Genomic DNA, 22,625 nt, shown 5'->3' on the forward strand with positions numbered 1-22,625 from the left:
ACCAGAACCACATGCTCTCAAATCGAGGAGCGCGTTAGTAACGCCTATCACTTCAACAACCCATCCCTGAGCCGGAAGCCGATAGATACTGGTAAAGGGATTGGGTATTGGGAATTGGGGATGGAGTACACACTCCCCATTTCTTGGGAAATTTTGGGATAGTCCGTTTCCGGAATCTCTCTCGCAAGCTGAAATTTCTCCCACAGAGAGGGACACGGAAAAAGTTAGAGTCAAACACTCGAAAGCCGGGGGACTGTCAAAGGGAGCGTAACCGTTACCGAAGTTCCGGCGTTAATCTCACTTTCGATAGCAATGTCACCGCCATGAATGTCTACACACTTTTTAACAATAGAGAGTCCCATTCCTGTACCAGCGATAGTGCTAACATTGCTTGCTCGAAAGAATGGTGAAAACAATTGCGTCTTCTCGGCTTCGGGAATACCAATACCTTGATCTTCTACTCGGAGAACTATTTTATCGGCTTCTGTAAAGAGTACGAGGTAAATGGTGTTGTTTTTGGGAGAATACTTAATTGCATTGGATAACAAATTCGTTACAATGTGCCGCAGTAGTTGCTTATCTAACTCAGCAGTAATTTTGGAACCTTGATCATCAAACTTGAGAGTATAGTGTTGATCTACTAACAGTTGCTGTTCGTCTACCAATTGGCGGCAGAATGCTGTCACATCCCACTGAGTGGGGTTAAAATCTAGTTCGTCCGCTTCAGCTTTACTAAAGGTCAAAACTTCCTCCATTAAATGAGCCATCTGCTTGACTCCAGCTTGAATCCGATCGAAATACGTCTCTTTTTTCTCATCAGATAACTGGGAACCGTAGCGTTTCAGGAGTTCGGTAGACGTCAAGATGACTGCCAGGGGAGTTCGGTATTCATGAGAAACCATGGCAACGAAGCGGGATTTAAGTTCGCTGAGTTCCTGTTCAATGACTAACGCTTTCCGCACTTCTGCTTCTGCTTTTTGGCGTTCGCTGACTTCTACTGAGAGTCTGACTCGTTCTAATTCCAACACTTCCGCTTGCCGACGTTCGCTGATATCCCAGAAAACCAAAACCGTACCCTTAATGGTGTCGTTTTCCTGGCGCATTGGTGAGACCCTATCAGCAATTGGTCTTTTCGTGCCGTCTCTAGCAATCAGTATCCTGTTGTTTCCCAAATCCTGTAGGGGTGCGCCTTTTAGAAGAAACAGCACTGGATTTTCTACCACCGTGTCCGTCGCTTCATCAACAATCTGTATGACTTCGGCAATATTTTTTCCCAGAGCTTCGCTAGATTGCCAACCCGCCAGGGTTTCAGCCACTGGATTAATGTAAGTAATCTGACCCATGTGATCGGTTGCTACCATTCCATCACTGGTAGAATCAAGGATCGTTGAGAGCAACTCCTCGCGCTCGAGTAACTGCTGCTCGCTTTTATGCTTATATAGAGCAATTTCAATAGCAATTCGCAAATCTCGCTGATTAAAGGGCTTGACAATATAACCAAAAGGCTCTGTAATTTTTGCTTTCGCTAAGGTGGCTTCTTCGGAGTGAGCCGTCAGATAAACGACTAGAATCTTGAATTGAGTCCGAATTTGGGCGGCAGCGGCAATGCCATCCATTTCCCGACGCTTGAGAACAATATCCATCAGCACCAAATCGGGACGGGTTTCTACCACTTTGGCAAGAGCTGCGGTGCCGGAATTAACGATATCGGCGACTTCATAGCCCAGTCGCTTGAGTTGGGCTGCAATGGCTTGAGCCGTAATGATTTCATCTTCAACGATCAGAATCTTAGCCACTGCCACGCTACTCACTCCCCCTTGATTGATTTGCTCTTAATTCGGTATCACAGCTTTGAACATTACAGCATAAGTTATGTTATTTGTTTGACTGTATCCTCCTATTCATTTAAAGTCATGGGCATTAATGACTAAAACTTCGGCTCCCCTCAGTCAAAAGCGGAGTCGAGACGAGCGGCTTGTCCTGAGCGCCGTCGGAGGGAGTCGAGATGCTAAAAAAAATCCCCTAGTTGCTAGCCAGGGGAATATCAAAAAAGGATACTAAGTTTAGTAACGAAATTAAAGAAGTGTTGACTTCTCGGCTGTCGGCTCAACGGTGTGAGCAGTTTTTCCGTTCTTATGATTGGTATAACCGTTGCCGTTACGGGGTTGAAGAACTCCGTATCCACCGTGGTTCCGTTCGTAAATTACGTTGATCTCATCGCTTTGGGCATTCCGAAACATATAGAAATCATGATCAACTAGTTGTAGCTGTTCCAATGCTTCCTCAATTGTCATGGGTGGCATGGCGAAATACTTCATGCGCACGACTTCATTGGGCAGTTCAGGAGTGCGATCGCCAATCAAATCTTCTGCAACAGGGGCATCATGTACCATAATGCCTGTTTTTGGTTGAGCATGGGTTTTCTTATGTTGCAGCTTTTCTTTGTATTTTCGCAGTTGGCGTTGAATCTTGTCAGCCACCAAGTCAATGCTGGCGTACAAGTCTTCGCTGCTCTCTTGGGCGCGAATTACTGTTTTGTTGGCATAAATTGTCACTTCAGCAGTCTGCTTAGTATTTATCCGGGGATTGCGAGCCACAGATAGATGTACGTCCACTTCGGTAGTCATAGTCTGAAAGTGACTCACTGCCTTCTCAATTTTTTGATTTACATATTCGCGAATAGCATCGGTGATTTCAATGTTCTTGCCCTGGATCACAAGCTTCATACTGATCTACTCCATCCTTTACTATTTGTGTCGTATAGAGCAACGGCAGGGGCGGCGGGTGCTGCTCTAGGAGGATACTCTCACGGTAGCACTTTGTATCGTGGAGAACAGAACCCTTTGATTTCTCTTCAGATTCCTTTGCATTCGTTGACATTTGCCAGCAGCCAGAACTCAGAAGTCAAAGATGCGGGTTAGTGATTATATCTCAAAGAGTATCCAATTGTATAACAGAACTGTTCAAGATGGGTGGCAAGACCTTATGAAATGGACAAGAAGGAGTAAGTAGTGCGGCATCGATGCTTGCTAGATAATCAGGGGCTAGTGCCTTACCCTATCGCTTGGGAGTGGCAGCGATCGCTAGTCGCTCAACGGGTTAAAGATGGCAGTCTTCACGATGTCCTCCTACTGCTAGAGCATCCGCCTGTGTATACGCTTGGTCAAGGAGCTAGTTTAGAATTCCTTAAGTTTGACCCCACTGAAGTTGACTGGGAAATTCACCGAGTAGAACGGGGCGGAGAAGTCACTTATCATTGTCCAGGTCAACTAGTTAGTTACCCAATCGTGAACCTGCGGTACTATCGCCAAGACTTACACTGGTATCTGCGGCAGTTGGAGGAGATTTTAATTCGAGTTTTGGGCGTTTACGGACTTCAAGGCGATCGCGTACCGGGAATGACTGGCGTATGGCTTGAAGGGCGAAAAGTCGCAGCTATCGGTATCAAAGTGACGCGCTGGATTACCATGCATGGCTTCGCCTTAAATGTTTGCCCTGACTTAAGTGGCTTTGAACGCATTATCCCCTGTGGCATTGCCAATAAACCCGTTGGCAGTCTTAGCCAGTTTATTCCTGGTATCACCGTAGAGCAGGTGCGCCACACCACTGCTAAAAAGTTTGCCGAGGTTTTTGAGGTTGAACTAATACCGTTTTCTCAATTGTAAAAATTTATCTAAATCAGTATAGGTGCCAGCGTAGGTAATTGTCGACTTGTCATACCCTTTCAGATTAACCGTATGCTGCTTGAATCCTAGATCATCGAGTCCTAAATCGGAGATGTGGTCATATGTGTCTTTTCCGAGGGCAATGTCTAAACCAATTTGCTTGGTGGCAGATTCTAAGCGAAAGGCAGCATTAACGGTATCGCCAATTGCCGTATAGTCGGGGCGGTCGCCACTGCCAGTATTACCTACCATTGCATGACCTGTATTGATACCTGTGCCGATTCGCAGGGGGAAAGGGAGGGGATATTGGCTAGATAAAGAGGCTGTCATGGTGTGCAAGTCGCTCACGGCTCGCAAAATATTTAAAATTTCTTCACTGCTGACCTCCTGAGAGCCATGAAACCAAATTGCCATCACCGCATCGCCAATATATTTGTCAACCCAGCTCCCAGACTCGCGGATAATATTTCCCGATTGGCGGAACCACGTACCAATGACTGCTGAGAGGATTTTTTCGTCAAGTTGGCGGGTCAGAACTGTAAAGTCTCGAATATCTACCACCATCACGGACATGAGGCGGCGTACGTGCAAGGTTGATGTAAGAGTTTCTTTACTAGTCGGTTGACTATAATCTTTATTACGGTTATCCGATGGACAGTGAAATTCTAAGTCGGTTTGACCAAATGTCAAGCGATCGCTATTGTGTAGTGTTACAGGAATGCTAACTCGGCGTCCGTTGACAAAGGAACCATTGCGGCTACCTAAATCGATGAGATAAAAATCTCCGGTTTCAGTACACTGCAACATCGCATGATTTCGGGAAATCCAGCGATCTGACAGGACAAAATTGTTATCATCACCGCGACCAACAGTCCAACAATTGCTACCTACTAAGGGCAGATAGCGATTCCCGGTCTCAGTCGGGAGAAGCAAATAGGGAGTGGATCGTAGAGTCACCACAGGCACAGAAGCAACGACGGGTAAAAAAACAAGGATTAATCAATTTCGATCTAGTTTTAGATCTACTTGTAGATGCATTCTGGAGCCAAGCTAGTGATTCCGGAAACTTAACCGCCATCTTTGCCAGAGCTGAATAAATTTTTGCTACAAACGCTTCGCTACTCTTAGGCAAGAGCCGCTACTAGCCAAAATAAGCTGTCTACCAGAATTGTACTCAATACTGCTCCACTAAATGCCCACCAAGGTAACTGCCCTTTTGCTAATGACCAACAACCGACTACACCTAGGGTAGCAACTAAAACCACTGCCCAGCTAATTCCCCAAGGTGTCTGAACTTGTGCGATCGCATCTTGAAGAATTGGTATTGCCAGTTCTGGATCAACTTGCATCACCTTACGCCAGTAAGGAATCAGATCGGTTAAGTAAAAATATACATCGGTTAGAGCCGTACCGAACAGGGAACCCAGGTAAAAAAGATTGCCGACTTTTCCCCAACCCCGCCACAACCCCCACAGGGCAAAGGGCAGACCCACTGCTTCAATTGGCAAGTGAATTAACGGTTCACTCCGCAGCCAACCCCAATAAATCGAGCCGGCAAACCAACTCCAACTGAATCCCAGTAGCAAGTCACCCCACAGGTGCGTTTCTGGACGCTCCATGAGCCGTAATCCCAGCCAAACCCAGCCCAGAGTCAGCACTAAACTCAATAGCGGTAGCTGTCGAACTAAGGGTGCCTGGAAGAACACGGGCACGGAAACCAGAAAAGACGCAGCGCCAAACAGCAACCAGGTTTGACGATTGCCAAGATCTGGCGTTTGATGAGAAAGCCAGTTTTCTGCCGAAGGCTCGGAGTAACTGGAGGCTGAGTTAGAAAACCAGGTATTCTGAAACAAAATCTTTTTAATCTTCTTTACTTATCTTTATATATCTCAAAGTATCATAAAGTACATCCCCCCCGTGGGGATAGCTAATAATTATTTTAGTTTGAATTTACAACTGGCTGTTGGCGATTATCGGTAAGCTGTGCAAAAATGCCCATTGACTGCTAAGTTGCAGACGGAGCCAAAGAGCCTGTGGCAGTAAAGGAATGACTGATAAACTGCCGACACGACCCAAGGTAGGTAAGTAGGCAAGATATGGTCAGATCGAAACGTCAGTTTTTCAAGTTCCTCGGCGTTGGTGCTATCACGGTATTTCTCGCCTTCCCTTTAAACGTTCTAGCGACTAGTGTGTCACCGGAACTGACAGTACCTGCTACCTCCTCAACATCTCAGATGAATGTGCTTCAGGCAGTGGTGTTGGGTCTTGTGCAGGGGTTAACGGAGTTTTTACCCATCAGCAGTACAGCTCATTTGAAAGTAGTACCCTTAGCGTTAGGGTGGGGCGATCCGGGGGTAGCTTTTACTGCCATCATTCAGCTTGGCAGTATTGCCGCCGTACTGTGGTACTTTTGGAAAGATTTGGCTCAAATTACGACGGGAGCCATCAAAGCTATTCAAACATCTGATTACCAGTCCAACGACTTTCGGATGGCGGTGGGAATTGGCTTGGGAACCTTACCCATTGTTTTCTTCGGATTGTTAATTAAGACGTTTATTCCCGACTTTGATAATTCACCCCTACGCAGTACAGCAGCGATCGCTTATGCCTCGATTGTTATGGCGCTGCTACTGGGACTTGCCGAACGGATTGGCGACTGCAAGCGGAATTTTGACGATTTGGGCATTCAAGACGGGGTATGGATGGGTTTGGCTCAAACTCTAGCCTTGATTCCCGGTGTCTCGCGGTCGGGTTCGACGATTACGGCGGGTTTATTTATGGGTTTGGAACGGGCAACAGCCGCACGTTTCTCGTTTTTGCTGGGGATTCCGGCAATTACCTTAGCTGGGTTAGTGGAATTAAAAGCTTTTCTGGAAGCCGGAGTGGGGGATGCTGGGCTGACATCAGTGATAGTGGGCGTCATCTCATCGGCAGTATTTTCCTATGCCGCGATCGCTTGGCTGATCCGCTACCTGCAAACTCAAAGCACCTGGGTGTTTGTCTGGTATCGCTTGATCTTTGGGGTGGTGATCTTGGCTGCGATCGCGACAGGATTGCTAGAGAATAATTAGCCAGAATTTTTCTTGATGTAGGGGAACAGGAGAGAGGAAGTTACTGCGCTGAATCGGGAGATAAAACTGAAGCCCTAATTATTACCATCAGAGATAAAAATACTTGATTCTTTGCCTCCTCATTCCCCACTTCCTCAATCCTAAAATCTAAAGAGGGTTCCGGATACAAGTGAGTTTATCTGTAGGTATTAATAAGACAGTAACATTATAAATTGGCTGGCATTGAAGAAAAGTTAACGCATCAAAAGTTATGGAAGTGAGGATGATTTAACTTTCTAATGCTGGTTGCAATGAGCGATAGTCACAGATGGTGTAAACGCTCATTGAATCACTGAATTTGGCTCTACCAGTTTTGGCACAGCTCTTAAGGTAAATGAGAGACTGGCAATGAATTCGTTTGTGCAATTTTAAAGGTTAGGACTCGAATGATCGCGACTAATATCTGGGTGGTTTTTAGTCTTTATTTAATTTATGCACTGATTAGCTTACCGCTTTTCTTTATAACATCTGATGGGTGGATCTCGTTTTTTTTCTATATAGCTTTTACTGGATTATTTTACATTGGCAGTTCTATTTTACTATTCTTAAGCGCCACAGCTCGCACCGTTAGAAAGCGAACAAAAGTAAAAGTAAAGAAGTATTTTTTGGCGAGAATTATTGGTTTGCAAACCTTTGTCGTTTTGTTTAATTATGGGAGTTGTGGTGATACTTTTTGCTACCAGAGTTTCTTGCCAACTCTCTTAGAAGAAACTAATATTCCTTTGATTTTTACACCTCCATTTCTAGTCGTTTTGTTTGCATTACTTCTGTATCTAGGTTTCCTGTCACTGTTCTTATTGGATGTAGCTTAGAACAGAATGGCACTGTATAAAGAGTTTGTAGTAAGCGCTTTAGCGCTGTCGGTACTGAAGCATCGACTATAAACTCATCTTATGTCAGTGCAATTCAAGATAAAATAGCGATAACTCAGCAAATGGTTCAATATTGCTGAAGGCGTTTCCACAGCCAAGACGAGGATAAGCGATCGCTTATCTTATCAGGTTTGAGGTCTTGAGTACTGAGTCTTGATACTCACTCAGTAGATTAACGTCAAGAAAGAGCAGTACAAAAAGGTGATGGTGATGCGCAAACGCTTGATTATTCAAATGGGCATGGGTGTAGACCAGCACGGACAAGATCCAACTGTTGCCGCAGCACGGGCTGTCCGTGACGCGATCGCTTATAATGCCCTGCTAGGGATTTGGGAAGTTGCTGGTTTAGACGATCCGAACCAAATGATTGTGGAGGTAAAGGTGGCAGTCCCTTACCCAGAACAAGTACGGAAAGAGGAAGTATTGGCGATGTTGCCCTTTGGTCATCAAAGTATCACGGTTGAATCTGGGGGAATGGTGGTTCAGGGTCGGGCAATTCCTGAGCTTCTTAATGATAAAAGTGACGAAATGCTGGTAGCCATCGCAGCGGTTACGGTTTCAGTTGAAACTGACTAGCTGAGGCGACAATAGTAGCGATACCCAAGTCTTCCCTAATCCTCACTATTTAAATAGTCGTCGGTAAGCTAGTTTCGGACAAGCTCTATAAACGACTGACTTCTAGTTATAATAAATTCGGTGCATTTGCGCTGTATTTGAAATATGGTAAAGCCAGAAAAAATTGAAAAATTATTAAGAGAATTTATAAAATTTGTGACAAAGATGCAATTAATCCATCGAAAAGAGCAATGGAGTTTAACCCTTCAGGGATGGATAGTAACATTGCTGTGTATTATTGCGTTAATGATAGTTACGGTGACTCATATCTATCCTTTTTTAGCGGTTAGTTCTCCAATTGAAGCCGATGTAATGGTTGTTGAAGGCTGGCTACCCGATTATGCTATTAAAAAAGCGATCGCTAAATTTAATCGTGGTTCTTATCGCCAATTGATTGCGACAGGTCTTCCCTTAGACAAGGGATATTACCTAGCCCAATACAAAAATTCCGCAGAAATAACCGCAGCAACACTCATCGCATTTGGTTTTAACAAAGAGCAAGTAGTAGCTGTTCCCTCCGCCAATGTAATTAAGTATCGTACTCAAGCTATGGCTATAGCCGTGCGGGAGTGGCTACTAACTTCGGATCTAAATGTAAAAACGATTAATCTTTATACCATGGGACCCCATGCCCGCCGGAGCTGGATTATTTTTAAAGCAGTACTGGCTCCTGAAATCCAAGTGGGTGTCATTGCTGCCAAACCGTGGGAGTACAATCCAAACCGATGGTGGAAGTACAGCGAGGGTGTACGGACAGTAATTGGGGAAACAATCGCTTATGTGTATGCCCGTTTTGTCGATTGGAGTTCGTGAGAATCGAGGAAAGTATCATGGACACAACTGGACTCGAACCAGTGACCCCTACGATGTCAACGTAGTGCTCTAACCAACTGAGCTATGCGTCCTAACCAAACAGTTTATAAATATAACACAAATTTTCTAAAAGTTGCAAATTTATAGCCATAAAAAAATTTTGTTAGTCAACAGGCAACTAAAAATACCGATTAAGTAGTCTCTGAGGTAGCTGCTTTTGCTAAAATACCTAGGTTGTTCAGCTCGAGTCAGCCCCTTTGAGTCAATCAGTAGACATTTCCGGTGTAGATACATTAGTACAAGAACTCGCGACAATCCAGCAAACAGGTTCCAAGCGGATTGCCATTTTGGGTTCGCGTCACGTTCCCATTACCCATCAAAATCTGATCGAGATGATGAGCTACGCCCTAGTGCTAGCAGGTAATCGTCTCATGACCTCCGGTGCCATCGGCACTAACTCAGCCGCCATTCGCGGTGCAATGCGTGCTGACCCTAACCTGCTGACAGTGATTTTACCGCAAAGCCTGGAGCGCCAGCCACGAGAGTCCCAGGAGCAGTTGAAACAAGTCATGCATTTAGTAGAAAACCCAGAAAACAATCACCTGCCTTTAGCTGAAGCCAGTTCTCTGTGCAACGCTGAAATTGTTTCCCGCTGCCAGCAGCTCATTTGCTTCGCGTTTCATGACAGCAGAACCCTCCTGAAAACCTGTGAGGAGGCGGAAGCTCAACGCAAACTGGTGACTCTGTTCTACTTTGATTAAGGGTAATTTCTAGTTCATAGTGATGAGGTGCCATCAAAAATGATCGCGAACAATAGCCCATACCGATACTTCTATCCTTTCAAGCAGTTATCGCAGTGAGCGCATTTAAACCCAACTGCCTCCTTTGTTAAGCCAAACGCCCTTAACAAAAACTGCCATCGGCAGTCTCGGGTTGTTAGGTATCGAGTCATTTGCGACTGCACCTCCTGCTGCATCGCACTCAACTGAGTCAAAGCACGAGAGTCTATAGAGGAGTGCTTCCGGTAGCGGAATGGGTCTTGCCATTCCAGTTGACCTGCACTGTGAAGAAGTGCCAACGCTACGGCACCACCCTGAAATTGCTTGGCTACCGCTGCAACTTCCCCCTCTACAGGTAATTTTTTTACCAATCGCTGGGTGTCTTGATATTGCGATCGCACTTTATCTGCAAAAAACTGGCGTCGCTGCTTGTCTTCTGGATTCAGCCACCCCGTTGGCTCACTCACTAATGTTAAGGCGTCAGACGGCTTGCCATCTCGTCCACCCCGACCCACTTCCTGAATGTACTCCGACAGCAGTTGCGGAGACTGAAAATGCACCACCCAGCGCACGTCAGGTTTATTGATACCCATACCAAAGGCACAGGTACAGATGACAAATTGAGTTTTCCCACTCAACCAACGTCCCTCTATCTCGCGCCGTTCCTCGGCACTCAACCCTGCATGATAAGCAGCAGTAACATAACCTCGTTGCCCGAACCACTGGGCTAACTCTTCACTATCTCTTCGAGAACGGACGTAAACTAACCCAATTTGCTCCGATTTGGCTTGAATAAACTTCAACATCTGCTGGCGGCGTCCTCTGGGAGTCCAAACCGTTTGCACCTTAAGGTTGAGATTATCCCGATAGGGACTGATTAAAAAAACCTTTGGTTGCTGCAGTTGTAAGACACTTCGGATAGTTTGCTGAGCGCTGGGGTCAGCCGTAGCCGTGAAAGCAGCGATCGCTATTTTCGTCCCCTTTGGCTTACCCTTGAGCAGGGAAGGTCGTACTACCCCCAGACGCCGATAAGCAGGTCGAAAGGTATCCCCCCACTGAACCAAACAATGCGCTTCATCCAAAATCAGCCCGTTAATTTCAATCTGGGGCAGACACAATCGCTCCCATACCGGCGCACTCAGTAAAGTTTCTGGTGATAAGTAGAGCAATCGCAACTGCTGGCGTTCTAGGGCAGCCAGCGTTTTTAACCGTTGCTGGGCTGGCAGTTCGCTATGCAGTAAAGCCGCAGGTAAGTTGCGCTCCCGCAATTCCTGCACCTGATTTTCCATCAACGCCACTAGAGGCGAAATTACCAAGGTTAATCCCGTTTGTAATAAGGCTGGTAGTTGAAAACAAATGGATTTACCGCCACCTGTAGGCAGTACAATCAGTGCATCCCGTTTTTCTAACAGACTCCGTACAATCTCACCTTGAGGAGGACGAAAATTATCATATCCCCAGATTTTTTGGAAGGCGACGCGGACATCATTCCAAGAGGTAGGTTCGGTACGATTCATAATGATCGGATAAAAATTTAAAACGTGAAGGTATAGCTTAAAGCTTGCTCTAGCACCCTATGCCATCAACGAGTTTCATAATTGTGCAAATTTAATTACCGCCTATTTGTTTTTTTGTAAAAGCGGGTTTCTACTCTATTAATCCGTTGATAGTGCCTTGATTTATTACCTTCAACGTAGAACAAACTCACTCTCTTCCAGAACGGCAAATTTACCGATTTTCTGGATTGACATGGGTTATCACCTCCGTACAATTGCGCAATGCCAGAGACTCAGAAATGACTGTTTACCACAGAGTCATTTTATAAGAGTTTATTTTTTCGATAAATCTTATAAATTTTTACAGTGGAAAATGAATAAAATTTGGTGTTGCTGCTATAATAAAAAGTTACATAGTTTTTGATCCTATATTAAAGTTAATTCTATGAATTTTATTAATCCAAAAACTGACTTTGCCTTCAAAAAAATATTTGCATCTGATGATAGCAAAGATATTTTGATTAGTTTCTTAAATGCTCTTCTGTACAATGGAAAAACCGTTATTGAAGATTTAGAAATTATAGAGCCCTATTCTGCCGCTAATATTCCCAGTCTCAAAGATACATTTTTAGATGTCAAAGCCAGAATTACTGGCAATAAAATTGTCATTATTGAAATGCAAGTACTTAATGTCGTTTCTTTTGAGAAACGGGTGGTCTATAATGCGGCAAAAACCTATGCAAGTCAACTGAAATCTGGAGAAGGATATTCGAGATTAAATACTGTGATCGCTTTAACGATTGCAGATTTTAAACTGTTTCCTAATCGCAACCAGGTAGTTTCCTCTTTCACTTTTACTGATGGAAATGATTCTTTTGTTTATCCTGATCGACCAATAGAGCTGGTGTTTGTTGAGTTACCCAATTTCCAGAAAGATTTATCCGAACTAGAAACAGTGACCGATAAATGGATTTATTTTATGAAACAAACCAGTAGCCTGGAGACAATACCCACAACAATGGGAACAGTACCTGAAATTCAGAAAGCTTTTAGAATTGCTAATCTCGCTAATTTGAGTCCTAAAGAATTGGAAGACTTTGAGAGGCAGCAGATGTTTCTTGAAGACCAACGAGGAGCAATTCTTAAAGGGATAGAGGAAGGGATAAAGCAGGGTATTGAACAGGGTATCGAGCAGGGTATTGAGCAAGGTATCGAGCAGGGTATTGAGCAGGGTATCGAGCAAGGTAAACAAGAAGGACAAATCAGATTAATTCTACGTCAGTTAGATCGTCATCTGGGAACAATAAGCCGTGATACTCAAACCCTCATTCGTCAATTGCCCCTTGAGCAGTTAGAAACTCTAGGAGAAGCAGTTTTAGATTTTAGCAGTGCAGCAGATTTAACTGCTTGGTTGCAAGCTCATACCAATCGTTGAACAGTCAAGGTTCAGAGGTATAGCAGCACAAGCAGTACGATTTTGAAAGATTTACCATAGATTTAATCCCCCGATCGCTTTTTCCCATGAGCTACTGCCTCAATCCCAACTGCTTCCAGCGCCAGAACCCCCATGGCATGAAGTTTTGCCAAAGTTGTGGCGGAAATTTACTCCTGAAAGAGCGTTACCGTGCTATGAAACTAATCGGGCAAGGGGGCTTTGGTAGAACATTTTTGGCAGTGGATGAGGACAAGCCATCAAAACCCTACTGCGTTATTAAGCAGTTTTACCCTCAAGCTCAAGGCACTGACAATGAAAAGAAAGCCGCTAAACTCTTCGAGCAAGAAGCGGTGCGGCTAGATGATTTGGGCTACCATCCTCAAATTCCTCAACTCCAGGCACATTTTGGGCAGGATAGCCGCCAGTATTTAGTGCAAGAGTTTATCGAGGGGCAAAACTTAGCGGAAGTTTTGGCAACGGAAAAAGCGTTTAACGAGCAGCAGATTCGAGACTTGCTGAACAGTTTACTGTCTGTGCTGGATTTTATTCACGGTCATAATATTATTCATCGGGATATCAAGCCAGCAAATATCATTCGTCGTGCCAAAGGGAATGGAACAAAGGATTTTTTTCAAGCAAAGCAAAGCTCGGAACAACTGGTTCTAGTCGATTTTGGGGCAGCTAAATTTGCCACGATTACTGCCCTAACTCGCAAAGGAACAGCCATTGGCTCGGCTGGCTATGCCGCTCCTGAACAAGCCCTCGGTCAAGCATTTTTTGCTAGCGATCTTTACAGTTTGGGTGTTACCTGTATTCACCTGTTGACTCAACGGCATCCCCTGGAAGTTTACTGTGTTAATGAAGGGGATTGGGTGTGGCGGAACTATTCAGCTACCTCTGTTAGCACTCACCTCGGTCAAATTCTCGATAAATTACTGCAACGTCCAATTCGGAAGCGCTATCAATCTGCCAAAGACGTTCTTCAAGACTTGAATCCTCGACCAACCTCAGTTCATCAGGGTAATTCGGCATCGCTCAAGGCGATCGCATTACGCCCCATTGCCAAAGTTTTATCGCTGTCCAAAACTTGGCAATGCCTCCATACTTTGAAAGGTCACTCAAGCTCTGTCTGTTCTGTTGCCATTAGTCCTGATGGGCAATGGCTTGCTAGTGGCAGTTTTGATAAAACGATTAAGTTGTGGAACCCCCAAAGGGGTGAATTGTTGCATACCCTGACTAGGCACTCCCAGCCCGTTTTAGCCGTCGCCTTTAGTCCTAACGGTCAGCTTTTGGTGAGTGGCAGCGTCAATGATACGATCGACCTATGGAACCTGTCCACTGGAATAGTAAGCTGCACATTCGCAGACCATTCCGATGCAATTGTCTCGATTTCCATTGCCATCAGTCCGGATGGGCAGTTACTCGCGAGTGGTAGCGATCGCCAAACGATAAAAATTTGGCAGGTTGATAGCGGTCAACTGCTTAATACTTTGAGCCATGCACGGGGAATTAATGCGATCGCCTTTAGTCCGGATGGACAACTCCTTGCTAGTGGCAGCAGTGATAATACGATTAAGTTGTGGCAAATAAACAATGGTCAACTGATCACCACCTTAGTGGGTCATGAGCGGGATGTGAATTCGGTAGCAATTGACCCGCAGAGTAAAATTCTTGCCAGCGCTAGCAGTGATAACACCATTAAAGTGTGGTATCTGGGCAATTTTCAGTTACTGCGTACTCTGGAGGGACATTCTGACTGGGTGAGGACGGTGGTGTTTAGTCCGAATAGGCAGATGCTTATTAGCGGTAGTGCGGATGCCACGATTAGGTTGTGGGATTTGCGAACGGGTAAAATCTTGGCTACCTTGACTGGACATTCCAAGGATGTGAATTCTATTGCCATTAGTCGGAAGGGGCAGATGATTGTTAGTGGTAGCCGTGATGGGACGATTAAGATTTGGGGTAACGTCTCAAGGTAACTGGCAAACCCCAACTCAGCCGTGCCATTAACCCAAAAACCCTACCCCTGACGACTCTTAATGAAACTCCGGAACTTAAACCATCCCGAACCCGCCAATCAAAAGGTTTCAGTCCCTGGTAACAACGAGTACACCTGACCGTCAATTAACAGCCGAGTAATCCCCTTTGCCTGTAGATGCGATCGCGTCTTCTGAAGCATCTCACCGTCAGGAACTTTAATCACCCGTTGAGAACGGTTGGAAAAACGCCGTGCGACTCTATGGTTGTCAAAAACCGGCAGCGTTTTCTGCTGAACTTCCTCAACGGGAATGCGCCCCAGGTCGCTGAATTCTTTAAGAGGTCGAGCAATTAACTCTGCCGCTCGGTCTACGACCAAATAACAAGGTCTGGGAAAGTCAGCTTCAGACAGGGGTAAAACTTGGATATTTACACCCTTGGCAATGCTAGACCTAGGAATTGGTTTTTGAAACGAGATGTCTTCTGCCTCGTCTTCCCAATCCTCATCTAAGTCGTCTTCTAAATCGTCCTCTAAGTCGTCCTCTAAATCCTCATCTAAATCGTCCTCTAAATCCTCATCTAAATCCTCATCTAGCAACTCCTCTAAGTGACTGCTTTCTACCTCTTCTATTTCATCAAGCAGGTCATCAGATTTTTTGAATTCGCTCTTACCCTCAGCATCTAGCTCCAGTTGCAACTGAGTATGTAAGGCGTCTGATTCAGTTTCAAATTGAGACGTTACTGAAGAACGCCTGCGTCGCCGACGCTGATCCTCCGGCGTTGAAGTGGACGGTTCTTCCTCCACTTCTATCGGTGACTGGCTGCGAGGAATAACAGGTGAGGGTTTTGTCTCTGGCTTTACTGGCAGCTCCTTGGTAGTTTGAATCGGAGGCAGTGACGCACTACCTCCAGGCGTGCGATTCGCTCGTTTTTGCTGGATTAGCGCTTCGTATTCTGACTCTAACAAGCTGCTTTTCAGCAGGCGGCTAATGGTTGAGTTACTCACACCATATCGTTCAGCCAGAGTTGAGGTTGTCTCTTCTGGCTCTCGGTACAGCTTCAAAATATCTGTTTTGTCGTCTTCAGTTAATTTTCTCGGACTCATAGTTTCTCTTAAGGGCGTCGGCGAGGACTCCGACGGGAGCGGCTTGATACGTCGTATTCCAGGGCAGCTCCTATGGCAAAGAGTACTGCACTAAACACAAAAAAGATATCCAGTAGACCTCCGCTTTCATACTCTTGAGCGCGAGCTTTGGCGAGAGCGTCAACATATTTAAACCCCATATCTGCAATGTAAAGGGAGAAGGTGGCAGCAGCAATCATCCGCCAAGACTGGGCAAAACGTCCACCCCAAAAGGCTAGTAACAGTGTCGAGGCAATAATTAGCAGAACGACATCAAAAAAGATGTAGGCGAAATTCACCTGCCTGGATAGGGGACTGAGGAATTGGTCGAGTCCAACAACCCAACCTGGTAAATTTTCAAGACTCTCATCCGTTACAGTTACAGTTGTCTTTTCTTTTACAGCCGGACTCGCTGCCACTAGCGGTGTTTGTGAAGCAACGGCAGCTTGGGGTAAAGGTGCTGTTGATGCTGCCTGCTCACTTGGAGCTAGGGCAACAGCAACGGGATCTGCCTCGGCAGCCACCGGTGGTGCTAGTACCCAAACCCAAAATGCAAAGACAATCCCCAAAACGCCAATCACGCTCACTATTGCCCACTGCTTTTTCTCTAAATTTAAGCGCCTAGGCAAAACTGCTAAGACCATTCCCCAGCCAATCAATATATAGGAAATCAAGTAAAACAAATCTGCGGGTGATACATCGGGGTCAAGACCGAAATATAACTCCCACACACCAAATATCAAGTTGGCTACAAAGTATAATGTCATTCCCAAACCGATTCCTAGCCAGACATTCCGTCCGCTGGCAATTTGAGGGCTACGCCAATTTCTAAAGCAGAGTAGAGCCGCAGCTAAAAATGGCAGACATTCCAGAATATAAGTACCAATCAAGTACCAAAACGGACTGTCTTCCCCCGGTGCAGTTACGCTAAACAGCAGAAAAAATAAGAGAGATACTACCGCCCAAGCAATCCCTGCATAGACAATATTCTGACCGGTTAGAAGGGACTGGCTTCCAGATGACTTATCTACAGAGGTACTCATAATGGTTTACTTTCAATTCTCTAACAACCTTTCGGCACACGACACTAATGTTATAAACCTTAGCGGTTAGCGAACCCAGATTGCATCTTAAGGGGCTGCTATGATACATTTATTTAACTTTTTTTTAGATTATCGCCACAGTTTCCCTAAAGGAGATGATTTGAGCCAGTCCATAAACTGAGCGCGTTCGGTTTCGGACATATCAAGCAATATGTCTTCTACTCCCTCAGCAAAGTTGGCATTGCCAAAATATTCTTTACCCAAACGATAGAGTTCCTGCAATAAAGTAATCAAATGGTGTTCTTCCCAAGGGGGAACCTGCAACGTAGTTAGAGCATCGACACTGAGCAAGTGGTTTACTGCTTCTGAGGAGTCAGCTTGAGGAAAATGCCACTGCTGAAAAACTTCACCGATATCTTTTTGAAACAATCCAGCTTGTCGGTTGCCCAACATATCTTCAACATCCAGGTAAATAGTTTGCAGCAATAACAGACAAGCTTGGGTATAAGGGACAATTTTCGAGTCTGGACCTACTTCAGTTCCGAGTTGCTCGAGACGAATTTTACCCCAAACGCTGTAGCGATCAGGTTCTTCTAACAAAACGCAGGCTTTACCCTGATTATCAGTCAAGTCTCGCCAGAAAGCCCTCGCTTCTTCGGCTTGATTGGCACGAAAAACGCTAATCAAGCGAAAAGTTTGCCCCTGATAGCTGAGAATTGGTATTTGCTGCTCCCGCTTTGGGTGCTGAATGCTTGAGATTTCAACATCCTGCCTTTTCAGAATAAACATAATAACACTGGCAAATGACTCTTGACCGACCTGGGGCGGTGATGTGGGCAATAGCTATAATCTAAGTAACCCTCTTTCGTGGCATAGTCTTGATTGATTTTGACACGGGAGCGATCGACGCGGTGAGCCTTGGATATCCCTTCAGTCGTTCGGATTCGTCCCCCTATTCAGTACAAGCACCTATATCCTTTTGGTTTATAGTGTACCTTGATCGTCAAGCTGCTTGGGTGGTGCAGCCTTGTCTCGCTGTCTGGAATTGTAACCTGTTTAGTTGGTGGAACTTCTAGGCTACAATAGCTTGGTAGCACGAGTTGGCAATCTCTAGAAATGCGATCGCTCGCCTCAGAGCTTGAGTTGGATTGTATCAGGGTCAGTTGCTAGTGAGTGTACTGTAAATCGGCGATCGCCAGAGTCATCCCGTCCGATTAGCGGGTTGAGTTCTGTCGGATCGATATATTGCCCTCGTAGCTCAGGGGATAGAGCAAAGGATTTCTAATCCTTTGGTCGTAGGTTCGAATCCTACCGAGGGCGTAAATGAAAGCCTCACTGAGCAAAGCTTTTAATTGTTGCCACTCCATTACACTAACTCCCCTTTGAATCAAAGGTTTATCGTGACGTACCCAACGCTGCCGTTACCGGACAGCGCGGGCAACTGAAGCCTTAAATAAGACGCTAAAAATGCTGGGTTTGTCTGACTACTTATCGTGTTTTCAAATGAAGCCAGAAAAGCGGTCATATAGCCAGTCTATTTGATTCGGAAACAATAACACCCAGAAAAGGGAACATAAAATAAGGAACCGAATATTTCACAATTCATTTAGACTGGCTATAGCTCCCCAAACTCTGGAAAAGGTAATCTCAAAGCAACTGAGCGGAGAAATCAACAAGCCACGCGATCGCTCAACGCATCTCGTGCTTGCTCTCGATCATCAAAGTGGATTTTCTCAGTGCCGAGAATTTGATAGTCTTCATGACCCTTACCCGCAATCAACACCCCGTCTCCCGGTTGTGCTTGCAAGATGGCAGTACGAATTGCCCTAGCGCGATCGCTAAAAACTATCGGTTCTACTGACGGCGCAATGCCTTCTAAGATATCTTGGATAATGCGTTCCGGGTCTTCAGTACGGGGATTATCTGACGTTACCACTGCTAGGTCGGCTAGTTCGGCGGCAATTTTACCCATCATAGGACGCTTCGTGCGATCGCGATCGCCCCCACAGCCAAACACGCAAATCATCTTACCCTGGATAAAGGGTCGTGCTGCTTTGAGCAAATTCTCCAAACTATCAGGGGTGTGAGCGTAATCAACAATGACGCTGATATCCTGTTCAGGCTTGATTTGCACCCGTTCCATCCGTCCGGGAACGCCGGAGAATTGGGGCAAGGCGGCTACGACTGTCTCTAAATCCAGACCCAGATGTAAAACCGCTCCAACTGCTGCCAGCAGGTTGGATAAATTGTACTGACCCACCAAAGGCGAACGGAATGCCACCTCACCCGCAGGCGTGTTTAATTTGCCGCTAACTCCCGTTGGTTCGTAACTCAGGTCGCTCGTCCACAAGTCGGCTGACGTATTTTCTGTACTGTAACTCCAAACTTGTTCCGGTGGTAGTTGCTCGATTAACCGCCGTCCGTAGGGGTCATCGGCATTAATAATCGCTTTGCCTTCAAGATAGGGAGGATTGAACAGCAAGGCTTTTGCGGCAAAGTAATCCTCCATATCGCGGTGGAAGTCTAAATGGTCTTGGGTAAGGTTGGTAAATACGGCAACGTCAAACTCGCAACCCATCACCCGACCTTGTGCCAAGGCGTGGGAGCTGACTTCCATCACTCCCAACTGGCATCCTGCCGATACTGCCAGCTTTAGCTGTTGTTGCAGTTCCACTGGAAAGGGCGTAGTATGAACGGCAGTTTGAGAAAAACCCTGCCAACGGGCGTAGAGTGTCCCGAAAAGGGCGGTGGGTTGCTGCGACTGAGCCAGCAGAAATTCAATGAGATGGCTGGTTGTGGTTTTGCCGTTGGTGCCGGTGACACCCACTAATTTGAGCTGTTGGGCTGGATAGCCGTAGAAAGCAGCGGCTGCCGAGGCACAGGCGGCGGTCATGTTTGCTGCTGAAATCACACAGGGGACTTCTCCCGCTTCTCCCTTGGCTTGGGGAGGGTTTTTTTCAGCGGCTTGGGGAGAAATCAGGGCAGCAACGGCACCGGAAGCGATCGCACTTTCCCAAAATTCTCCACCATCGACTCGCGTTCCCGGCATTCCGATAAATAAATTTCCGGGCTGACAGGCGTGGGAATTGGTACAGATTCCCGTTACCTGGGCATCAAGTGCTGGATGGTTGGGCTGTTGTGCAAGATTGGGAACCGCTGCTAGTAATTCGCGTAGCTTCATTTGAATCAACTCCTGACGGAAGAGAGAGGCTAGGAATTAGAGGTGGGAGCATTGCTCCAGCATCCTCATAGTTTTGCAACTATTTTGGCGCATCTGCTGGTATTGCTGAAGATAAGTTCTAGCTGCTTTGCCTCTAAACTGCAAGTCCTAATCAAGTTGATAAATACTTCTGTAACATTTGCTCCAACTTCTGCACCGTAGTGCGGGGAGATGGGCGAGGAATTGATTCTTCCTTATCGCCAATCTTGCGGCACAGGACGGGCACCTCGTACTGATAAGCTTGAAACCAGTCCTCGCGGCTGGTAATATCCCTCACCTCTAGCTCGAGGTTTAAGTTTTGAATCTGTTCTAGCTTTTCTTGTAGCCCCTCGCAAAGGTGGCAACCGGGCTTACTGTAGAGAATTAATTGCATAAATCGGTAATTTGGTTGATGAAACACTACATCATTTTGCAGAAACCTGGGAACGGGTTGATAAGGTGAAGGAATTTTACAAGATGCCCCGCCTTGATTTCAGCAAAGTCTTGCCGATAAATAGGGTGAAGCCCTCTGGGAAAAGGATGTCCATATAAAATAGAGGAATCTTGTAGAAATGCGATATGTAGCGTTTGGGATGAAAATTTCCCAATCCCACCCCTTGACAAACTCAAAAAGAGTCAGGATAATAGAATACGGTGCGAAATTTGGGACTGTAGTTCAATTGGTTAGAGCACCGCCCTGTCACGGCGGAAGTTGCGGGTTCGAGCCCCGTCAGTCCCGTAAAAAGTTAAAGAAGTAATCGTTTTGTTCCCAGAATACTCCATCTGTCGGGCGCTGTCCGTTCGCCTCGTTAACAGTATTAAGTTGGGGAGGAATTGGCGCTCTGGGTGTGAGGGCGCTAGACTTTTTTCAGTCAATCAGGGAGTGGCAAAGAAGCAAGATATAATAACTCAAATCATGCACCAAAACCTCCATGTACCTCTGCGTTTCAAAACAAGCCGCTGATTGAGCTTGGTGCAAGATCTAAGAAGAACGTACATTTAAAGAGATTTACCCCGTGACTGTCAGAGTCCGCATAGCTCCTTCTCCCACCGGAAACTTCCACATCGGCACAGCCAGAACCGCCGTCTTCAACTGGTTGTTTGCTCGTCACCATGGCGGTCGGTTTATCCTGCGCATCGAAGACACTGACGAAGCGCGATCGCGTCCCGAATACACCCAAAATATTCTCGACGGTCTTACCTGGTTAGGATTGAATTGGGATGAGGGTCCGCTTTTCCAATCGAAGCGCATTGACCTTTACCATAAGGCGATTCAAACGCTTCTAGATAAAGGTTTAGCCTATTACTGCTACACCACCGAAGCCGAACTCGATCAAATGCGGGCAGCGCAGAAAGCCCGAAAAGAAGCGCCCCGCTACGACAACCGCCATCGCCACCTGACGCCAGAACAACGGAAGGCATTTGAAGCTGAAGGGCGAAAGTCGGTAATTCGCTTCAAGATTGACGATAATCGGGAAATCGTCTGGAATGACTTGGTGCGGGGCAAGCTCACCTGGAAGGGCAGTGACCTTGGGGGTGATATGGTAATTGCCAGAACCTCGGAAGATAATTCTATCGGTCAGCCCCTCTACAATTTGGCAGTGGTAGTCGATGACATTGACATGAAAATTACCCATGTCATCCGAGGTGAAGACCATATTGCCAATACTGCTAAACAGATTTTGCTCTACGAAGCGCTAGAAGCCACCATACCAGAGTTTTCCCACACCCCTTTAATTTTGAGTAAAGAGGGACGAAAGCTATCCAAACGAGAAGGCGTAACGTCTATTTCTGACTTCCAGAACATGGGCTTTGTCCCCGAAGCCATGGCAAACTACATGGTATTGCTGGGTTGGTCGCCACCTGATTCCACTCAGGAAATCTTTACTTTGGATGAAGCAGCTAAAGCGTTCAGTTTTGACCGGGTGAATAGGGCAGGTGCCAAGTTTGACTGGGATAAGCTAGATTGGCTTAACAGTCAATACCTCCACCAGATCCCGCCCTCTCAGTTAGTAGAGTTGCTGATTCCCTACTGGCAAGAGGCTGGGTATGAATTTGATCCAGTCAGCGATCGCCCCTGGTTAGAACAGTTGGCAGCAACCATCGGTCCAAGTCTAACCCGCTTGCCCGATGCCGTAGATATGACCCGTACATTCTTTACCAAATCATTTGAATTTAGTCAAGAGGCAGTTGACCAACTGAAAAAAGAAGGGGTTGCAGGAGTCGTCCAAGGCGTCCTCAATGCCCTTGATAGCACCGAACAACTGAACTCAGAAAAAGCTGGGCAGATTATCAAGCAGGTGACGAAAGAGCAGAACGTCAAGAAAGGGTTAGTCATGCGATCGCTCCGTGCTGCCCTAACTGGCGATGTCCACGGACCCGACTTACTTGAATCCTGGGTTATTCTTCACCAACAAGGGAAAGATAGCGATCGCTTGCAGGAGGCGTTGACTCAGGCGTCTTAATGAGGCAGAGGTGCTGGAGAGCGGGGGAGCTGG

Annotated in this window: 20 protein-coding genes and 3 tRNA genes; 12 read left to right on the forward strand and 11 right to left on the reverse strand. The window is 46.1% G+C overall.

Annotation, left to right across the window (positions count from 1 at the left end):
* Positions 1-230: 230 nt before the first annotated feature.
* On the reverse strand, positions 231-1,796 hold the full coding sequence (locus tag IQ257_RS22655; protein ID WP_322744442.1) for an ATP-binding protein: 1,566 nt from the start codon (positions 1,794-1,796) through the stop codon (positions 231-233).
* 127 nt (positions 1,797-1,923) lie between these two features.
* Between IQ257_RS22655 and IQ257_RS22660 the strand changes: the two genes are divergently transcribed.
* Complete coding sequence (locus tag IQ257_RS22660; RefSeq protein ID WP_193877339.1) at positions 1,924-2,061, forward strand: hypothetical protein; 138 nt, start codon at positions 1,924-1,926, stop codon at positions 2,059-2,061.
* Positions 2,062-2,075: 14 nt separating this feature from the next.
* On the opposite strand, the gene hpf is transcribed toward IQ257_RS22660, so the two are convergent.
* Positions 2,076-2,726 (reverse strand): ribosome hibernation-promoting factor, HPF/YfiA family, encoded by a 651-nt coding sequence (gene hpf, locus IQ257_RS22665; RefSeq protein WP_193877340.1) that lies wholly within the window; start codon positions 2,724-2,726, stop codon positions 2,076-2,078.
* A gap of 27 nt (positions 2,727-2,753) precedes the next feature.
* On the opposite strand from hpf, the gene IQ257_RS22670 reads away from it, so the two are divergent.
* Together IQ257_RS22670 and lipB are read left to right on the forward strand one after the other, a co-directional pair.
* Positions 2,754-2,921 (forward strand): hypothetical protein, encoded by a 168-nt coding sequence (locus IQ257_RS22670; RefSeq protein WP_193933237.1) that lies wholly within the window; start codon positions 2,754-2,756, stop codon positions 2,919-2,921.
* Positions 2,922-3,011: 90 nt separating this feature from the next.
* Positions 3,012-3,665 carry a lipoyl(octanoyl) transferase LipB gene (lipB, locus tag IQ257_RS22675; RefSeq protein ID WP_193877341.1) on the forward strand — a complete coding sequence of 218 codons (654 nt, stop codon included), beginning with the start codon at positions 3,012-3,014 and terminating at the stop codon, positions 3,663-3,665.
* Here the strand turns inward: lipB and IQ257_RS22680 are convergent.
* Positions 3,642-4,625 (reverse strand): FHA domain-containing protein, encoded by a 984-nt coding sequence (locus tag IQ257_RS22680; protein WP_193877342.1) that lies wholly within the window; start codon positions 4,623-4,625, stop codon positions 3,642-3,644. The two genes, lipB and IQ257_RS22680, sit on opposite strands and share 24 nt — an antisense overlap.
* A 164-nt stretch (positions 4,626-4,789) precedes the next feature.
* Positions 4,790-5,518 (reverse strand): DUF3120 domain-containing protein, encoded by a 729-nt coding sequence (locus tag IQ257_RS22685; protein ID WP_193877343.1) that lies wholly within the window; start codon positions 5,516-5,518, stop codon positions 4,790-4,792.
* A 243-nt stretch (positions 5,519-5,761) separates the two neighbouring features.
* Here IQ257_RS22685 and IQ257_RS22690 point away from each other — a divergent pair, with 243 nt between their 5' ends.
* The 3 genes from IQ257_RS22690 (at position 5,762) to IQ257_RS22700 (ending at position 9,075) form a co-directional block, all read left to right on the forward strand.
* Positions 5,762-6,736: an undecaprenyl-diphosphate phosphatase gene (locus IQ257_RS22690; RefSeq protein WP_193877344.1), complete on the forward strand. Its 975-nt coding sequence runs from the start codon at positions 5,762-5,764 to the stop codon at positions 6,734-6,736.
* A 1,118-nt stretch (positions 6,737-7,854) separates the two neighbouring features.
* Positions 7,855-8,223 (forward strand): Lin0512 family protein, encoded by a 369-nt coding sequence (locus IQ257_RS22695; protein ID WP_193877361.1) that lies wholly within the window; start codon positions 7,855-7,857, stop codon positions 8,221-8,223.
* Positions 8,224-8,427: 204 nt separating this feature from the next.
* Positions 8,428-9,075, forward strand: coding sequence for an ElyC/SanA/YdcF family protein (locus tag IQ257_RS22700; protein ID WP_228060941.1), 648 nt, complete (start codon positions 8,428-8,430; stop codon positions 9,073-9,075).
* Between the two features lie 18 nt (positions 9,076-9,093).
* On the opposite strand, the gene IQ257_RS22705 is transcribed toward IQ257_RS22700, so the two are convergent.
* Positions 9,094-9,167: transfer RNA gene (locus tag IQ257_RS22705), tRNA-Val, on the reverse strand.
* 165 nt (positions 9,168-9,332) lie between these two features.
* Between IQ257_RS22705 and IQ257_RS22710 the strand changes: the two genes are divergently transcribed.
* Positions 9,333-9,836 carry a DNA recombination-mediator protein A gene (locus IQ257_RS22710; RefSeq protein WP_193877345.1) on the forward strand — a complete coding sequence of 168 codons (504 nt, stop codon included), beginning with the start codon at positions 9,333-9,335 and terminating at the stop codon, positions 9,834-9,836.
* A 71-nt stretch (positions 9,837-9,907) separates the two neighbouring features.
* Here IQ257_RS22710 and IQ257_RS22715 read toward each other — a convergent pair whose 3' ends face one another.
* Positions 9,908-11,371, reverse strand: a complete 1,464-nt coding sequence (locus IQ257_RS22715) for a RecQ family ATP-dependent DNA helicase (protein ID WP_193877346.1) — start codon at positions 11,369-11,371, stop codon at positions 9,908-9,910.
* 424 nt (positions 11,372-11,795) lie between these two features.
* Here IQ257_RS22715 and IQ257_RS22720 point away from each other — a divergent pair, with 424 nt between their 5' ends.
* Both IQ257_RS22720 and IQ257_RS22725 read left to right on the forward strand, forming a co-directional pair.
* Positions 11,796-12,785 carry an Rpn family recombination-promoting nuclease/putative transposase gene (locus IQ257_RS22720; protein WP_193877348.1) on the forward strand — a complete coding sequence of 330 codons (990 nt, stop codon included), beginning with the start codon at positions 11,796-11,798 and terminating at the stop codon, positions 12,783-12,785.
* An 86-nt stretch (positions 12,786-12,871) separates the two neighbouring features.
* Complete coding sequence (locus IQ257_RS22725) at positions 12,872-14,764, forward strand: serine/threonine-protein kinase (protein WP_193877350.1); 1,893 nt, start codon at positions 12,872-12,874, stop codon at positions 14,762-14,764.
* A gap of 98 nt (positions 14,765-14,862) precedes the next feature.
* Here the strand turns inward: IQ257_RS22725 and IQ257_RS22730 are convergent, their stop codons facing one another.
* From IQ257_RS22730 to IQ257_RS22740, 3 genes are all read right to left on the reverse strand, one after another.
* Positions 14,863-15,867, reverse strand: a complete 1,005-nt coding sequence (locus IQ257_RS22730) for a hypothetical protein (protein ID WP_193877352.1) — start codon at positions 15,865-15,867, stop codon at positions 14,863-14,865.
* A gap of 8 nt (positions 15,868-15,875) precedes the next feature.
* Positions 15,876-16,928 (reverse strand): hypothetical protein, encoded by a 1,053-nt coding sequence (locus IQ257_RS22735; protein WP_193877354.1) that lies wholly within the window; start codon positions 16,926-16,928, stop codon positions 15,876-15,878.
* 129 nt (positions 16,929-17,057) lie between these two features.
* Complete coding sequence (locus IQ257_RS22740; RefSeq protein ID WP_193877365.1) at positions 17,058-17,717, reverse strand: Npun_F0813 family protein; 660 nt, start codon at positions 17,715-17,717, stop codon at positions 17,058-17,060.
* A 458-nt stretch (positions 17,718-18,175) separates the two neighbouring features.
* On the opposite strand from IQ257_RS22740, the gene IQ257_RS22745 reads away from it, so the two are divergent.
* Positions 18,176-18,248 (forward strand) — tRNA-Arg (locus IQ257_RS22745).
* 349 nt (positions 18,249-18,597) lie between these two features.
* On the opposite strand, the gene IQ257_RS22750 is transcribed toward IQ257_RS22745, so the two are convergent.
* Together IQ257_RS22750 and IQ257_RS22755 are read right to left on the reverse strand one after the other, a co-directional pair.
* Positions 18,598-20,109: a UDP-N-acetylmuramoyl-L-alanyl-D-glutamate--2,6-diaminopimelate ligase gene (locus IQ257_RS22750; RefSeq protein ID WP_193877355.1), complete on the reverse strand. Its 1,512-nt coding sequence runs from the start codon at positions 20,107-20,109 to the stop codon at positions 18,598-18,600.
* Between the two features lie 151 nt (positions 20,110-20,260).
* Positions 20,261-20,521, reverse strand: coding sequence for a glutaredoxin family protein (locus IQ257_RS22755; protein WP_193877357.1), 261 nt, complete (start codon positions 20,519-20,521; stop codon positions 20,261-20,263).
* Positions 20,522-20,792: 271 nt separating this feature from the next.
* Between IQ257_RS22755 and IQ257_RS22760 the strand changes: the two genes are divergently transcribed.
* A tRNA-Asp gene (locus IQ257_RS22760) sits at positions 20,793-20,866 on the forward strand.
* A gap of 277 nt (positions 20,867-21,143) precedes the next feature.
* Positions 21,144-22,592, forward strand: coding sequence for a glutamate--tRNA ligase (gene gltX, locus IQ257_RS22765; RefSeq protein ID WP_193933240.1), 1,449 nt, complete (start codon positions 21,144-21,146; stop codon positions 22,590-22,592).
* The last annotated feature ends 33 nt before the right edge of the window (positions 22,593-22,625 follow it).

Source organism: Coleofasciculus sp. LEGE 07092 (assembly GCF_015207375.1).
In the GTDB taxonomy this organism is placed as follows: Bacteria; Cyanobacteriota; Cyanobacteriia; order Cyanobacteriales; family Coleofasciculaceae; genus LEGE-07092.

Excerpts from the sequence above, each read along its gene's own strand:
- IQ257_RS22720 (WP_193877348.1), top strand. The coding sequence starts at position 11,796 with ATGAATTTTATTAATCCAAAAACTGACTTTGCCTTCAAAAAAATATTT.
- IQ257_RS22715 (WP_193877346.1), bottom strand. The coding sequence starts at position 11,371 with ATGAATCGTACCGAACCTACCTCTTGGAATGATGTCCGCGTCGCCTTC.
- IQ257_RS22750 (WP_193877355.1), bottom strand. The coding sequence starts at position 20,109 with ATGAAGCTACGCGAATTACTAGCAGCGGTTCCCAATCTTGCACAACAG.
- IQ257_RS22660 (WP_193877339.1), top strand. The coding sequence starts at position 1,924 with ATGACTAAAACTTCGGCTCCCCTCAGTCAAAAGCGGAGTCGAGACGAG.
- IQ257_RS22730 (WP_193877352.1), bottom strand. The coding sequence starts at position 15,867 with ATGAGTCCGAGAAAATTAACTGAAGACGACAAAACAGATATTTTGAAG.
- hpf (WP_193877340.1), bottom strand. The coding sequence starts at position 2,726 with ATGAAGCTTGTGATCCAGGGCAAGAACATTGAAATCACCGATGCTATT.
- IQ257_RS22700 (WP_228060941.1), top strand. The coding sequence starts at position 8,428 with ATGCAATTAATCCATCGAAAAGAGCAATGGAGTTTAACCCTTCAGGGA.
- IQ257_RS22690 (WP_193877344.1), top strand. The coding sequence starts at position 5,762 with ATGGTCAGATCGAAACGTCAGTTTTTCAAGTTCCTCGGCGTTGGTGCT.
- IQ257_RS22740 (WP_193877365.1), bottom strand. The coding sequence starts at position 17,717 with ATGTTTATTCTGAAAAGGCAGGATGTTGAAATCTCAAGCATTCAGCAC.
- IQ257_RS22755 (WP_193877357.1), bottom strand. The coding sequence starts at position 20,521 with ATGCAATTAATTCTCTACAGTAAGCCCGGTTGCCACCTTTGCGAGGGG.
- IQ257_RS22725 (WP_193877350.1), top strand. The coding sequence starts at position 12,872 with ATGAGCTACTGCCTCAATCCCAACTGCTTCCAGCGCCAGAACCCCCAT.
- IQ257_RS22735 (WP_193877354.1), bottom strand. The coding sequence starts at position 16,928 with ATGAGTACCTCTGTAGATAAGTCATCTGGAAGCCAGTCCCTTCTAACC.